The following is a 12,940-nucleotide window of genomic DNA, read 5'->3' as shown; positions in this document are numbered from 1 at the left end:
ATGGGCTTGCTCGGTCTGCTCCTGGCATTGGGGGCTATTGCTATTGCCCAGCTGTGGCATGGCGGCTCCCTGTTGACGCTGGTGGACGGGCCTGCTTTTCTGATCGTGCTGGGCGGTACTGTCGGTGCCGTTACATTGCAGACTCCTGCCAAGTACATTCTGCTGGCGTTGCGCCAGCTGTTATGGATTTTTACCCCTCCCAGGCAAGATCTCTCGATTCAGGCTGAACGGTTGCAGTCGTGGGCCGTCTTTGCACGCCAGCAAGGGCTGCTTGCCCTTGAAAATCAGGCTGAGCAGGAGGAGGACAACTTTACCCGCCAAGGGCTTGGCATGATTGTCGATGGGGTATCCACAGAGGATATCCGTATGCTGCTGGAAGCGGACATCGATATCGAGCAGGAGCGCAATGAACATGCCGCCAGGGTCTTTGAAGCCATGGGGGGATACAGTCCGACCATCGGCATCATCGGTGCCGTGCTGGGCCTTATCCAGGCCATGTTTCATCTCGAAGATCCGTCAGCGCTGGGGGCGGGTATCGCAGTCGCATTTGTGGCAACCATCTATGGAGTGGGTTTTGCCAACCTCATTTATCTGCCGATCGCCAACCGGTTGCGTGCATTTCACTATCATTACGCACTCTTTCAGGAGATGACCCTGGAAGGGCTACTGGCCATCGCCCATGGTGAAAATGGTGTGCAGGTTGAGCGTCGGCTCAGGGCCTATTTGAAAGGAGAGTAGCCATGCGCAAGCGCTATCGGTTGCACTTGCAGGGTCGCGAGCATCTTGACCGTTGGCTGGTCTCCTATGCCGATTATATGACGCTGATCTTTGCTCTGTTCGTGGTGCTCTACTCCGTTGCGCTGGTGAACAAGGACAAATACCGCGCAGTAATTGATGGCATGAGTCAGGCGTTCAGTGTCATGCAGCCCGGGAGTCACGGTTTGCTGGAGGGGCAGGGTAATTCCCTGCTGGACAATGCGGTCTCTGCATCCCCCTCGTTGCTGGAAAGCCCTGCATCCCCCTCTCCTTCACTTGCTCCCATTTCTGGTGTGCCAGTGCTGCAAGATGGCACGACACTTGCGAAACTCGATATGCAGTTGCAACAGAGCATGGGCTCGCTGGTGGATGCCGGTATCGTCAAACTGACGCAAGATGAGAACTGGCTGACCGTTGAACTCAGCTCCGGGTTGTTGTTTGGCAGCGGCAGCGCCTTTATGGGACCAAATGCAGCACCGGTCATTAATACTCTTTCAAGTATTCTCAAACCGGTCGATAACTATGTAAGAGTTCGGGGTTATACCGATAACCAGCAGATAAATAATGAAATTTATCGTTCTAACTGGGCGCTTTCTGCCGCTCGGGCCGAGGCGGTACTCAATGGTTTGATCGCCGATGGTATTGCGCCCCAGCGTCTGGCGTTCGAGGCATATGGCGAGTTTTCCCCCTTTGCTGACAACGGCAGCGAGCAGGGCAGACTGCAGAATCGCAAGGTTGTGGTCGCTATCTCCAAATTTGCCTGGGTGCCGCCGGCGCCTGTGGTTGCAACGCCCACTGTGGTTGCCGAGCCGGTTCCTGCGGTACAGCAAGCGGTGGATGCAGGAGAGATAAAGGTGATCACCTTGCCCGGTGGTGGCATACGTATAACAACAAGGCAGGATTGATACAGTGATTGTTTGGACGGTTGCCAACCAGAAAGGTGGAGTGGGTAAAACCACCACAGTGGTCTCGCTTGCCGGGATCCTGGCCCAGCGTGGCCAGCGGGTGCTGTTGATTGACACCGATCCCCATGCCTCGCTGACTGCATATCTTGATTTTGATTCCGATCGCCTGGATGGCACGCTCTATGAGCTGTTTCAGGCTGTCAAACCGACCGCCGAGCTTGTCAATAAACTGACGCTCAGAACCAAGTTTGAAAATATCCATTTGCTGCCTGCCTCAATTACCCTTGCGACCCTTGATCGGGTGATGGGCAATCGTGAGGGAATGGGATTGGTACTGAAGCGGGCACTGCTGCGCATTCAGGATCAATATGATTACGTGCTGATCGATTGCCCGCCGGTGCTTGGGGTGATGATGGTCAACGCGCTGGCTGCCTGCGATCGCATTCTGGTGCCTGTCCAGACCGAGTTTCTGGCCCTCAAGGGGTTGGAGCGGATGATGAAAACATTCGAGATCATGCAGCGTTCCAAGCGTGACAAGTTTCGTTATACCGTGATCCCGACCATGTTCGACAAGCGCACCCGTGCCTCTCTGATGACCTTGAAATCGATCAAGGATCAATACGGTGATTCGGTGTGGAATGCGGTGATCCCGATTGATACCAAGTTTCGGGATGCCAGCTTGCTGCATATCCCCCCGTCTATCTATTCTCCCGGGAGTCGCGGAACCTATGCATACGAAACGCTGCTCAACCATCTTGATGCCCTTGAGCGGCAACGGGTTCATGAGGTGACGCCATGAGAGATACCATTCAAGTCCGGGCAATGGATGACTATTTCCACTCCCTGCTGCTCGATGAGCCGCTGGTGCTGGATGAGGTAGAAGAGGTTCAATCTGCCCCCGTTCTGCAGTTGCAACGTCAGCCCCAGAGCGTCCCCGACGTGGTGGCTGCACCTTATCTCGAAAGCGATCCACGGCTTGCCCAGCTCGGTGAGTTGCTGGCTCAGGTAGGACAAGTCCAGTTCGAGAATGACGCCTTCACCCAGGAAGTGACACTCACCGCACCGCTGGAGATTGTCGCGGAAGAGTCACTGTTGCCGGTTGAGCCGGAATGGCCGGCTGAAGTACTGGCTCCCGAGGTTGCAGAGCCTCATACCACTATCCTGACCGAGACGGCGCTGGAGGTTGCTCCGGTAGAGGCCAGTGCACCCGTCGCTTGGGATAATATCGATACCGGCAAAGAGTTTCAGGCCCTCTTTTTTGAAGTCGCGGGCGTGACGTTTGCGGTGCCGTTGACCGAGCTTGGCGGGATTCACCAGTTGGGCGAGATCACCTCCCTGTTTGGCCAGCCTGGCTGGTACAAGGGGATCATGACCTCCCGCGAGCAGAAGATGAATGTGGTCGATACGGCCCAGTGGGTCATGCCAGGTCAGCATCTCGAGATGGATGATTACAAGTATCTGATTATGCTGGGTGAATCCCCTTGGGGACTGGCGTGTCATCACCTGAAAGGGACCGAATTGTTACACCGTGATCAGGTGAAGTGGCGTCATCAGGAGGGCAAGCGTCCCTGGTTGGCTGGCATGGTCAAAGAAAAAATGTGTGCCCTGTTACATGTTCGCGAACTGCTCCTGTTGCTGGAGCGTGGGGTGAACATAGAAGGTCGCTGATAACTTCTGCAATCGAGCTGTTTTATTGCTAGTTTTAGCAGTAGACGTTTTCATAAAAGGAATAAAAACATGACAGAAAAGCGCAATATTGCACAGAATCTGGCCGAAGATGAAGTGCTGCAATGGGTAACCTTCCAACTGGAAAACGAAACCTACGGCATCAATGTGATGCAGGTTCAGGAGGTGTTGCGCTACACCGAAATTGCGCCGGTGCCGGGTGCGCCTGAGTACGTGCTGGGGATCATCAACCTGCGCGGCAATGTGGTGACTGTCATCGATACCCGTTCCCGTTTTGGTCTGCCCTCCGGTGATGTGAGTGAAAACTCCCGCATTGTGATCATCGAGGCCGAGAAGCAGGTGATCGGCATCATGGTCGACAGCGTGGCAGAAGTGGTTTACCTGCGTTCTTCCGAAATCGATGCAGCACCAGCGGTCGGCACTGAAGAGAGCGCCAAGTTTATTCAGGGGGTGAGCAACCGTGATGGTCAACTGCTGATCCTGGTTGACTTGAACAAGCTGCTCTCTGATGAAGAGTGGGAAGATATCGGTTCCCTCTGATAAGTAAGGTGATGTTTTGATAATCGAGATGGTTGCCTTGGGGTTGTCCCTGATTGCCTTGGTGTTTGCCTCTTATATCTGGTTCAAGAGCAAGCGCAGCAAGCAGGAGTCCGAGGCCAGTGTGGCAACGCTGCAAGGTCAGCTGGAAAGCTTGCGCAAGCAGATGATGGAGCTGCATACCGGTGCCATTGGCATGGGGCAGCGTCTGCAGTCGGTTGAAGGGGCGATGCAGCAGGTCAATGATCGCCAGCAAGAGCTGACCCTGCAGGATCCCGAGCGCAGGCTCTACAGCCGAGCGGCCAAGATGGTCGAACTGGGCGCCGATCTTGATGAAGTCATGAGTGAGTGCGAGTTGCCAAAGGCAGAGGCCGAGCTCTTGATATCGTTGCGAAAAGGTCGCTCTTGATGATTCAGGAAGGCAACTGCCTTCCTGAATTTTATGGCGTGCAGCCGCTTGTCCCCCAGCTGCGGTGAACGGGTCGTTTCTACCGCATTTTCTTTGTGATCCCGGTCGCCAGTCAGTTCAATTGTTGCATCTTTGAAAAGACGTATCCCAATACTGTGTTAAGATGCAGACCGCTTCATTTTCTCTGAAAAAATCCCCATGCTGCTTCAAGTTAACAATCTGAGCTGCGTGCGCGAAGATCGCACTCTGTTTGAACACCTCTCTTTCTCTGTTGCGCCCGGCGATCTGGTACAAATTGAAGGGCCCAACGGTGTCGGCAAGACCAGTCTGTTGCGGTTGTTGACCGGGCTGTCGCAGCCGTTTGCCGGTGAGGTGTGCTGGAATGGGGAGAATATTCGTCACTGTCGTGATGAGTATCATGCCAATCTGCTCTATCTCGGTCATCAGCCTGGTGTCAAAGCGGCGCTGACCCCTTTTGAAAACCTGAAGTTCTACAAGCAGTTGCATCACCCGCAGCAAACAGAGACTGACTTGTGGCAGATATTGGCCCGGGTAGGGCTGGCCGGTTTTGAAGAGAACCCGACCGGGCAACTCTCTGCCGGTCAGCAACGTCGTGTGGCCCTGGCCAGACTCTGGCTGTCACAGAAACCGGCGCTCTGGATCCTCGACGAGCCCTTTACGGCCATCGACAAGCAGGGGGTCAAGGTGCTCGAGCAGCTCTTTCTGGCCCACGCCGAGCGGGGCGGCATGGTGATCCTCACCACCCATCAGGATCTGACCCTGATGCAGGGACGGCTGAAGAGTATCTCGTTGACCCCCTTCGCCTCGACATTGCAGGAGTAACGCCATGTTGCGCGCTGTTATGCACCTTATTCATCGTGAACTGCTGATGGCCCTGCGCCAGCGTTCCGATATTCTCAATCCGCTCTGGTTTTTCCTCATTGTCATCACACTGTTTCCGCTAGGGATTGGCCCGGAGCCCAAGCTGCTGGCCCGTATTGCCCCGGGGATTATTTGGGTGGCGGCGCTATTGGCGGCCATGCTGTCACTGGAGCGGCTGTTTCGCGACGACTTTGCCGATGGCGCGCTGGAGCAGATGATGCTGATGCCGCACCCGCTGGGCTTGCTGGCGCTGGCGAAAGTGGTCGCTCACTGGTTGCTGACCGGCTTGCCGCTGCTGCTGATCTCTCCCTTGCTGGCGATTTTGCTGTCGCTGGATATGAACACCTATCTGGCCGTCGTCGCGACGCTGGCACTTGGCACTCCTGTATTGAGCCTGCTCGGCGCGGTCGGGGTCGCGTTGACGGTGGGGCTGCGCAAAGGCGGGGTATTGCTCAGTCTGCTGATCCTGCCGCTCTATATTCCGGTACTGATTTTTGCCACCTCCGCCATTGATGCGGCGGGGATGAGCTTGCCCTATGGCGGGCAGCTTGCCATTCTGGCCGCCATGCTGGTGGGCGCTTTGACGCTGACGCCGCTGGCTGTGTCGGCGGCATTGCGGGTCAGCCTCAACTGATGGCTGTTTGCTGAACCGGATTTGGCTCCGAACGGAGTCTTTTTGCAAAAAATAATGTTGCGATGGATCAAGGAGAGCGCCGCTTATTGCTTTCGGGGTATTTGATGCTGCCCCGTGGTCGGTATGGTAGGCCTCGCCAAACGATTAATAACAAAAAGGTTTTGTGAGCTATGTGGAAATGGTTGCACCCTTATGCCAAACCGGAGCAGGCCTATCAGCTGGCAGGCACCTTGTTGCCCTGGTTTGCGGTGATTAGTCTGCTCTCGTTTGTGATCGGTACTGTCTGGGGCCTCGCGTTTGCGCCAGCGGATTACCAGCAGGGAGATTCGTTCCGGATCATCTATATCCACGTGCCTTCCGCCATTCTCTCCATGGGGGCCTACTCCACCATGGCGGTGGCCGCCTTTATCGGCCTGGTGTGGCAACTGCGGATGGCGGACATGACGGTTGCAGCCATTGCGCCGGTTGGCGCCGTCTTTACCTTTATCGCCCTCTTTACCGGTGCTGCCTGGGGCAAGCCGATGTGGGGAACCTGGTGGGTGTGGGATGCGCGGCTCACCTCCGAGCTGATCCTGCTGTTTCTCTACCTCGGCGTGATTGCCCTCTACAACGCCTTCAGCGACAAGGTGGTTGCTGGCCGTGCCGCTGGCATTCTGGCGCTGGTGGGGGTGATCAACCTGCCCATCATTCACTACTCGGTGGAGTGGTGGAACACCCTGCATCAGGGGGCTACCATCACCAAATTTGACAAACCGTCCATTTCACCCGAGATGCTCTGGCCGCTGCTGATCATGATCCTGGCGTTTGCCGCGTTTCTCGGGGCCCTGACCCTGATGCGTTTTCGCAATGAACTCCTGATGCGGGAGTGGCACCGTCCCTGGGTCAAAGAAATTGCAGAGCAGGAGAAGTAAGCATGCACTTTGCCTCTTTCAGTGATTTTATGGCGATGGGCGGTTACGCCTTCTATGTCTGGCTCTCATTTGGTCTGACGCTGGTGTGTCTGGTCGGCATCATCATTTCTACCCGCATGAAAACCCGCAGCCTGCTCGGCGAGTTGCGCAGCAAACAGGCGCGTGAGGCCCGTCGCAAGGCGGCCCGGCAGATGGAGAACACCCTATGAACCCGAGACGCAAAAAACGCCTCACCATCATTCTGGCCATCACCCTGGGTCTGGCGACCGTCAGCGGGTTGGTGCTCTACGCCCTCAGTCAGAATATCGACCTCTTCTATACCCCGAGCGAGCTGGTGGAGGGGAAGGGGCCGGACAAGATCAAGCCGGAAGAGGGGCAGCGCCTGCGCATCGGAGGATTGGTGGTGCCGGGATCAGTGCAGCGGGATACCCAGAGCCTCAAGGTGGCCTTCAAGCTGGTGGATAACGGCGGTCATCTGGTGACGGTCGAGTTTGACGGCATCCTGCCGGACTTGTTCCGTGAAGGGCAGGGGATTGTTGCCCAGGGCACCCTCAAGGATGCCACGACCGTAGAGGCGTTCGAGGTGCTGGCCAAGCACGATGAGAACTACATGCCGCCGGAAGTGGCCGATGCCACCAACGGCATGCACTTCAAGCCGGAGTACTCCGAGGCGCAGTTGAAGGGAGCCAAGCAGTGATCCCTGTGGTGGTTGCCTTTTTCGCTTTGCCTGCCGTGCGTGATGCGGCTGTTGTCACCGTTCAATTGAAAGGAATGCCTTCATGATCCCGGAATTAGGTCAGTTTGCGCTGATCCTGGCCTTTGCCACCGCCCTGCTGCTGGGCAGCTACCCGCTGCTTGGCGCCAGTTGGGGGCGCCTTGGCATGATGTCGGCGGCTCGTCCGCTCGCCTATGCCCAGTTCTTGCTTCTGCTGTTGTCGTTTCTCTGCCTGACCTGGGCTTTTATCGACAACGACTTCACCGTGCAGTATGTGGCCACTAACTCCAACAGCCTGCTGCCGCTGGCCTATCGTATCTCGGCGGTGTGGGGCGCCCACGAAGGTTCACTGCTGCTGTGGGTACTGACCCTAGGTGGCTGGACTGCGGCGGTGGCCATGTTCAGCCGCCGTCTGCCGCTCGATGCGGTGGCGCGGGTACTCGGCGTGCTGGGGCTGATCTCGGTCGGCTTCACCGCGTTCGTGCTGTTCACCTCCGATCCCTTCACCCGCACCTTGCCCTATTTTCCGGTCGATGGCCGTGACCTCAATCCGCTGCTGCAGGATCCGGGTCTCATCTTCCATCCGCCGATGCTCTACATGGGTTACGTGGGCTTCTCGGTGGCGTTTGCCTTTGCCATTGCCTCGCTGATGACCGGTCGTCTCGATGCGACCTGGGCCCGCTGGTCGCGCCCCTGGACCATGGCGGCATGGGTATTCCTGACCCTCGGCATCGTACTCGGCTCCTGGTGGGCCTATTACGAGCTCGGCTGGGGCGGCTGGTGGTTCTGGGATCCGGTAGAAAATGCCTCCTTCATGCCCTGGTTGGCGGGGACCGCTCTGCTGCACTCGCTGGCGGTGAGTGAGAAGCGCGCCACCTTCAAGGCGTGGACCGTGCTACTGGCCCTCTCTGCCTTCTCGTTGAGCCTGCTCGGTACCTTCCTGGTGCGCTCCGGCGTGCTGGTGTCGGTCCATGCGTTTGCCTCCGATCCGACCCGCGGTCTGTTTATTCTCGGCTTCCTGCTGGCAGTGATCGGCTCATCCTTGCTGCTGTTTGCCTTTAAAGGCTCGCAGGTGAAGAGTCACGGCAAACACGAGCTGTGGAGCCGCGAGACCCTGCTGCTTTGCAACAACATCATGCTGGTGGCGGGTCTGCTGACCGTGCTGCTCGGTACCTTGCTGCCGCTGGTGCACAAGGAGCTGGGGCTGGGGAGCATCTCTATTGGCACTCCCTTCTTCAACCACATCTATAGCTGGTTGATCATCCCGTTTGCCCTGCTGCTGGGGATTGGCCCGCTGTTTCGCTGGCGCCGCCAAGAGCTGGGCGAGCTCAAGAGCAAGGTCGTGATTGCGCTGATCCTGAGTCTGGCTGCAGCCTTGCTGTTGCCGCTGGCCTTTGCCGAAACCTTCAAGCCGTGGGCGGCGGTAGGGATTGGGCTGGGTGCCTGGATCATCGTCACCAGCGTGCAGGAGACCTGGGCGCGAGCGACCCACAAGCACAGCTTTGCGGTCGGTGTGCGCAAGCTTGGCAACAGTCACTGGGCCATGATCCTTGGCCATGTGGGGCTGGCAGTCAGCATCATAGGTATCGCTTGCACCCAGAACTACAGCATCGAGAAGGATCTGCGGATGCAGGCAGGTGATCGGGTGCACTTTGCCGATTACGAGTTCGTCTTTGCCGGGATCAAAGAGAAGAACGGTCCCAACTATGATGGCTTCAAGGGTGTGCTGGAAGTGCACAAGAATGGCAAGCAGGTCGCCCTGCTCAAGCCCGAGAAGCGGATGTACAAGGTGACCCGGATGCCGATGACCGAAGCGGCTATCGATGCCGGCATCACCCGCGATCTCTATGCAGCGCTGGGGGAACAGCTCGACAACGGGGCCTGGGCGGTGCGGATCTACTACAAGCCGTTCGTGCGCTGGATCTGGTTCGGCGGCGTCTTTATGGCCATCGGTGGCGTGCTGGCGATGCTCGACAAGCGTTACCGTTTCGGCCGTCGTGAGGAGGAGGCCAAGGCATGAACAAAAAGACCTGGTTGTTTTTAATCCCCTTTATCGTCTTTTTGCTGGGGGCGGTGTTCCTGTTCAAGGGGCTCTACTCCGATCCCACCAAACTCGAATCTGTGATGGTGGGTAAAGAGGTGCCGGTGTTCACTCTGCAGGACATTTACGATCTGAACAAACAGCACGATCGCACCATCCTGACCGGTCGCCCCATGCTGCTCAACGTCTGGGCCACCTGGTGCCCTACCTGCTATGGCGAGCACACCTACCTCAAACAGCTGGCGGGGCAGGGCATTCCCATTATCGGCATGAACTACAAGGATGAGCGCGACAAGGCGATCAAGTGGCTGGCGGAGCTGGGCAACCCCTATCAGGTCAACCTCTATGATCCGGACGGCATGCTGGGGCTGGATCTCGGGGTATATGGCGCGCCGGAGACCTTCTTTATCGACAGCAAGGGGATCATCCGCTATCGCCACGTGGGGGATATCAACCCCGAGAACTGGGCGTCGACCCTCAAACCCATCTTTGATGCCATGAAGTGAGGGGAGTCCTGATGAGAGTATTTATTGCTTCCCTGCTGCTGTTGCTGGGATGGGTGGTACAAGCGCCGGCCATGGCCGCTATCGATGTCTACACCTTCGACAACGACAATCAGGAGCAGGTCTTTCGCGAACTGACCAAGGAGCTGCGCTGCCCCAAGTGTCAGAACCAGGATATCGCCGACTCCAATGCGGGGCTGGCCAAGGACTTGCGCGACAAGACCTACCAGATGGTGCGCGAGGGCAAGGATAAAGAGGAGATCGTGGATTACATGGTGGCCCGCTACGGCAACTTTATCCTCTATAACCCGCCCCTGATGGCCTCCACCCTGATCCTCTGGCTCGGCCCGCTGCTGGTGATCCTGATCGGTGGCGCCGTGGTCGTGATGCGCAGCCGCCGGCCCCCTGCGGTGAAAAAACAACTGGATAACGCTCTGAGCGAGGAGGAGCAGCGCCGACTGGCCGAGCTGCTCAAAGAGGAAGAGAAACAATGACCGCTTTTTGGATAGTGATTGCGGGCTTGCTGGTGCTGGTGAGTCTGGCGCTCGTCGTGCCGTTGTGGCGTGGTGAAGGCAAACAGAGCATCAGTCGCTCGGCGCTCAACAAACAGCTCTATCGCCAGCGGCTGCTGGAGATTGGCGAAGAGCGCGAGCAGGGGGTCTTGGCCGAGGAGTCCGATTCGCTGGTCGAGCTGCAACGAAGCCTCTTGGATGATATTCCCGATGTGGAGCAGACCGCCCGCAGCGGCAAGAGTCTGATCTGGATCCCGGGTGTCCTGGTGCTGGTGGTGGTGAGTCTGGGGCTCTATTACAAGCTGGGCTCCTGGCAAGAGGTGAGTCGCTGGCAAGATGCCAGCAGCCGTCTTGGCGAGCTGAGCAACCGCATTCTGGTGGAGCGCGACGCCCAGGTGACCGAGCAGGATCTGCTGGACTTCACGTTGGCACTGCGTACCCGCCTCAAGGATGAACCGAACGACTACCGCGGCTGGTTGCTGCTGGGACGTTTGGCGCTGGATGGCAATGATCCCGAGATGGCCAGCGAGGCGCTGGAGCGGGCCTACACGCTTGCTCCCCAGAAATCGCTGGTGGCGGTGCCCTACGCGCAGGCGCTGATGATGACGGGGGATGAGGCGCAAGCGGATGCCCTGTTGCAGGCGGCTATCGCTCAGGATCCGGACAATATCGAAGCGCGCTCCGTCTACGCTTTTATGGCGCTGCAAAAAGAGGACTTCCAGACCGCGCTGGCTCGCTGGCAGGCGATGTTGCCCCTGATGGAGAAAGGTACCCCCCGTTACGTGATGGTCGAGCGCTCCATGGAGTATGCCCGTGTACAGCTCAAGCAGCGCGGCATCGAGGTGACGAATTCAGGCGCAGCCAAAGCGGGCGCAGTTGAGGGACAACCGCTCGCGGTGAAGGAGGGGGAATTCCCCATCCATATCACGTTGGCGGCGGGCATTCAGCTGCCGGAAGATGCCCATCTCTTTGTCTTTGCCGTGGTGCCCAACGGGCCGCCCATGCCTATCGCCGTGAAGCGTATCGCAGGGCCAACCCTGCCTGTTACCCTGTCACTCGGGGATGGCGATGCCATGATGGAAGGCAGCAAGCTGGCGGCCTATCCGGAGCTGCAGTTCAAGGCGCGTCTCTCGCGCGGTGGCAATGTGATGAACAAGGAAGGAGCCTTCGAAGGAGTATCCGTGCCGGTCAAAACGGCCGAGATCCCTGCTGCTCCGATTGACATCCGCATCGATCACGCCCTCTAATATGGCTTTGGATAACCCGGCCCCTGGATGGGGGCCGGGTTATCTATACTTCTGATAAATCAAAATAAAACGTCAGGACAATCATATGTATCTTCGTTCAGGGGCCATACTGGCAGCCCTCTTGCTGGCTGGCTGTGCCGGTGGCCCGCCCAAGCCTGGCCCAGAGAGCCTGGATCTCAATCCCGGCATGAATAATCCGGGGGCCACCAGTACGGCGGCCGATCCGCGCGACCCCTTCCAGGGGGCCAACCGGGCCATGTGGGCGGTCAACTATGATGTGCTGGAGCCCTATGTGGCACGTCCTGTGGTACATGCTTATGCCCGTTACATTCCGCTGGGGGTGAAGGATGGCATTGCCAACTTTGTTGCCAACTTTGATGAACCGAGCAGTATGGTGAACCATCTGATCACCGGTGATTTGAAAGGGGCAGGCACCAACCTAGGGCGCTTTACCCTCAACACCACGGTCGGTCTGCTGGGTATCTTCGATGTGGCCAAACATGCTGGCCTCGATCGCAACAAGCTGGAGATGGATACCGTACTGGGCAGGGCCGATATCGGTGACGGTGCCTACATCATGGTGCCTGTTTACGGCCCGACCACCACCCGTGAGCTGGTTGGCGATGCGATTGACAGCTTCTACTTTCCCTATGCCTTGTTGACCTTCCCTATGAAGGTCGCACACTGGGCGCTGGATGGACTGGGTACTCGCGCCAAGCTGATCGATCAGGAGCGGATCATCGACAACTCCCTCGACCCCTATGCGCTGACCAAGGACTTTTATCTGCAGTACAGCCAGGGCAAGGTGACGGGCAAGCAGACCGAGCTGAAAGCGTCTCAGCAAGAGCAGGCCGACGATGCCAATCTGGATGAATATATGGACGAGTTGGACCAGTAAGCGGCTATCCCGATATGTGACAAGGCGCCTGCGGGCGCCTTTTTCATTTCTGCTGTCATTAGAGATAAAAAAACGCCCCGCAGTGCGCAATGCTGCTCAGATAAGCACATTTTTGACTGATTATTCATAAATGCGACTTGAGTTGGGGGAGCAAGGCTGTTTCCAGTCGATCTTCCTTCAGCCTTATCCAGCGTGGCTTGCAATAGAAAGAGGGAGGCATCATGCCTTAATGCCGATCAGTTAAGGATCCATTGACCGATCCTGCTGATGTGTAAAAATCCGACACCTGTTGATTTGGTTTCGG

At 57.5% G+C, this 12,940-nt stretch carries 16 protein-coding genes; all 16 read left to right on the top strand.

Annotated elements, in window-relative coordinates; all coding sequences use genetic code 11:
• The 16 genes from OKC40_RS10715 to OKC40_RS10640 all read left to right on the top strand — a co-directional run bounded on the left by OKC40_RS10715 (position 1) and on the right by OKC40_RS10640 (position 12,636).
• Positions 1–738 (top strand): flagellar motor protein, encoded by a 738-nt coding sequence (locus OKC40_RS10715; RefSeq protein ID WP_270795166.1) that lies wholly within the window; start codon positions 1–3, stop codon positions 736–738.
• Between the two features lie 2 nt (positions 739–740).
• On the top strand, positions 741–1,661 hold the full coding sequence (locus OKC40_RS10710) for a flagellar motor protein MotB (RefSeq protein WP_042658717.1): 921 nt from the start codon (positions 741–743) through the stop codon (positions 1,659–1,661).
• 4 nt (positions 1,662–1,665) lie between these two features.
• A complete protein-coding gene (locus OKC40_RS10705; RefSeq protein ID WP_042060512.1) occupies positions 1,666–2,460 on the top strand; it encodes a ParA family protein in 795 nt (264 codons plus the stop codon).
• Complete coding sequence (locus OKC40_RS10700; RefSeq protein WP_270795164.1) at positions 2,457–3,329, top strand: chemotaxis protein CheW; 873 nt, start codon at positions 2,457–2,459, stop codon at positions 3,327–3,329. The genes OKC40_RS10705 and OKC40_RS10700 overlap by 4 nt, the downstream gene beginning before the upstream one ends.
• A gap of 69 nt (positions 3,330–3,398) precedes the next feature.
• The gene (locus OKC40_RS10695) at positions 3,399–3,887 is read left to right on the top strand and encodes a chemotaxis protein CheW (RefSeq protein WP_005298836.1); all 489 of its coding nucleotides are present in this window, start codon (positions 3,399–3,401) and stop codon (positions 3,885–3,887) included.
• Positions 3,888–3,915: 28 nt separating this feature from the next.
• The gene (locus tag OKC40_RS10690; RefSeq protein WP_042011720.1) at positions 3,916–4,293 is read left to right on the top strand and encodes a DUF2802 domain-containing protein; all 378 of its coding nucleotides are present in this window, start codon (positions 3,916–3,918) and stop codon (positions 4,291–4,293) included.
• A gap of 198 nt (positions 4,294–4,491) precedes the next feature.
• Complete coding sequence (gene ccmA, locus OKC40_RS10685) at positions 4,492–5,136, top strand: cytochrome c biogenesis heme-transporting ATPase CcmA (RefSeq protein ID WP_270795162.1); 645 nt, start codon at positions 4,492–4,494, stop codon at positions 5,134–5,136.
• Between the two features lie 4 nt (positions 5,137–5,140).
• On the top strand, positions 5,141–5,809 hold the full coding sequence (gene ccmB / locus OKC40_RS10680) for a heme exporter protein CcmB (protein ID WP_005353658.1): 669 nt from the start codon (positions 5,141–5,143) through the stop codon (positions 5,807–5,809).
• 170 nt (positions 5,810–5,979) lie between these two features.
• Positions 5,980–6,720 carry a heme ABC transporter permease gene (locus tag OKC40_RS10675; protein WP_270795160.1) on the top strand — a complete coding sequence of 247 codons (741 nt, stop codon included), beginning with the start codon at positions 5,980–5,982 and terminating at the stop codon, positions 6,718–6,720.
• Positions 6,721–6,722: 2 nt separating this feature from the next.
• The gene (gene ccmD, locus OKC40_RS10670) at positions 6,723–6,929 is read left to right on the top strand and encodes a heme exporter protein CcmD (RefSeq protein WP_042658720.1); all 207 of its coding nucleotides are present in this window, start codon (positions 6,723–6,725) and stop codon (positions 6,927–6,929) included.
• On the top strand, positions 6,926–7,417 hold the full coding sequence (ccmE, locus tag OKC40_RS10665) for a cytochrome c maturation protein CcmE (protein WP_270795158.1): 492 nt from the start codon (positions 6,926–6,928) through the stop codon (positions 7,415–7,417). Before ccmD ends, ccmE begins: the two co-directional genes overlap by 4 nt.
• An 82-nt stretch (positions 7,418–7,499) precedes the next feature.
• Complete coding sequence (locus OKC40_RS10660; protein ID WP_270795156.1) at positions 7,500–9,455, top strand: heme lyase CcmF/NrfE family subunit; 1,956 nt, start codon at positions 7,500–7,502, stop codon at positions 9,453–9,455.
• Positions 9,452–9,982, top strand: coding sequence for a DsbE family thiol:disulfide interchange protein (locus OKC40_RS10655; protein ID WP_197931066.1), 531 nt, complete (start codon positions 9,452–9,454; stop codon positions 9,980–9,982). The genes OKC40_RS10660 and OKC40_RS10655 overlap by 4 nt, the downstream gene beginning before the upstream one ends.
• Before the next feature lie 11 nt (positions 9,983–9,993).
• A complete protein-coding gene (locus tag OKC40_RS10650) occupies positions 9,994–10,473 on the top strand; it encodes a cytochrome c-type biogenesis protein (RefSeq protein WP_017788562.1) in 480 nt (159 codons plus the stop codon).
• Positions 10,470–11,738 carry a c-type cytochrome biogenesis protein CcmI gene (ccmI, locus tag OKC40_RS10645; RefSeq protein WP_270795153.1) on the top strand — a complete coding sequence of 423 codons (1,269 nt, stop codon included), beginning with the start codon at positions 10,470–10,472 and terminating at the stop codon, positions 11,736–11,738. The genes OKC40_RS10650 and ccmI overlap by 4 nt, the downstream gene beginning before the upstream one ends.
• An 85-nt stretch (positions 11,739–11,823) precedes the next feature.
• Positions 11,824–12,636: an MlaA family lipoprotein gene (locus OKC40_RS10640; RefSeq protein ID WP_213392403.1), complete on the top strand. Its 813-nt coding sequence runs from the start codon at positions 11,824–11,826 to the stop codon at positions 12,634–12,636.
• Positions 12,637–12,940 lie beyond the last annotated feature (304 nt).

Source organism: Aeromonas sp. QDB11, from assembly GCF_027705265.1.
Lineage (GTDB): Bacteria > Pseudomonadota > Gammaproteobacteria > Enterobacterales > Aeromonadaceae > Aeromonas > Aeromonas allosaccharophila.
Note: the sequence above shows the minus strand (reverse complement) of the source record. Positions and strands in the feature narration are given on the sequence as shown.

Bases quoted from the DNA above. Each gene is read 5' to 3' on its own strand.
- OKC40_RS10715 (WP_270795166.1), top strand. From the start codon at position 1: ATGGGCTTGCTCGGTCTGCTCCTGGCATTGGGGGCTATTGCTATTGCC.
- OKC40_RS10710 (WP_042658717.1), top strand. From the start codon at position 741: ATGCGCAAGCGCTATCGGTTGCACTTGCAGGGTCGCGAGCATCTTGAC.
- OKC40_RS10700 (WP_270795164.1), top strand. From the start codon at position 2,457: ATGAGAGATACCATTCAAGTCCGGGCAATGGATGACTATTTCCACTCC.
- OKC40_RS10695 (WP_005298836.1), top strand. From the start codon at position 3,399: ATGACAGAAAAGCGCAATATTGCACAGAATCTGGCCGAAGATGAAGTG.
- OKC40_RS10690 (WP_042011720.1), top strand. From the start codon at position 3,916: ATGGTTGCCTTGGGGTTGTCCCTGATTGCCTTGGTGTTTGCCTCTTAT.
- ccmA (WP_270795162.1), top strand. From the start codon at position 4,492: ATGCTGCTTCAAGTTAACAATCTGAGCTGCGTGCGCGAAGATCGCACT.
- ccmB (WP_005353658.1), top strand. From the start codon at position 5,141: ATGTTGCGCGCTGTTATGCACCTTATTCATCGTGAACTGCTGATGGCC.
- OKC40_RS10675 (WP_270795160.1), top strand. From the start codon at position 5,980: ATGTGGAAATGGTTGCACCCTTATGCCAAACCGGAGCAGGCCTATCAG.
- ccmD (WP_042658720.1), top strand. From the start codon at position 6,723: ATGCACTTTGCCTCTTTCAGTGATTTTATGGCGATGGGCGGTTACGCC.
- ccmE (WP_270795158.1), top strand. From the start codon at position 6,926: ATGAACCCGAGACGCAAAAAACGCCTCACCATCATTCTGGCCATCACC.
- OKC40_RS10660 (WP_270795156.1), top strand. From the start codon at position 7,500: ATGATCCCGGAATTAGGTCAGTTTGCGCTGATCCTGGCCTTTGCCACC.
- OKC40_RS10655 (WP_197931066.1), top strand. From the start codon at position 9,452: ATGAACAAAAAGACCTGGTTGTTTTTAATCCCCTTTATCGTCTTTTTG.
- OKC40_RS10650 (WP_017788562.1), top strand. From the start codon at position 9,994: ATGAGAGTATTTATTGCTTCCCTGCTGCTGTTGCTGGGATGGGTGGTA.
- ccmI (WP_270795153.1), top strand. From the start codon at position 10,470: ATGACCGCTTTTTGGATAGTGATTGCGGGCTTGCTGGTGCTGGTGAGT.
- OKC40_RS10640 (WP_213392403.1), top strand. From the start codon at position 11,824: ATGTATCTTCGTTCAGGGGCCATACTGGCAGCCCTCTTGCTGGCTGGC.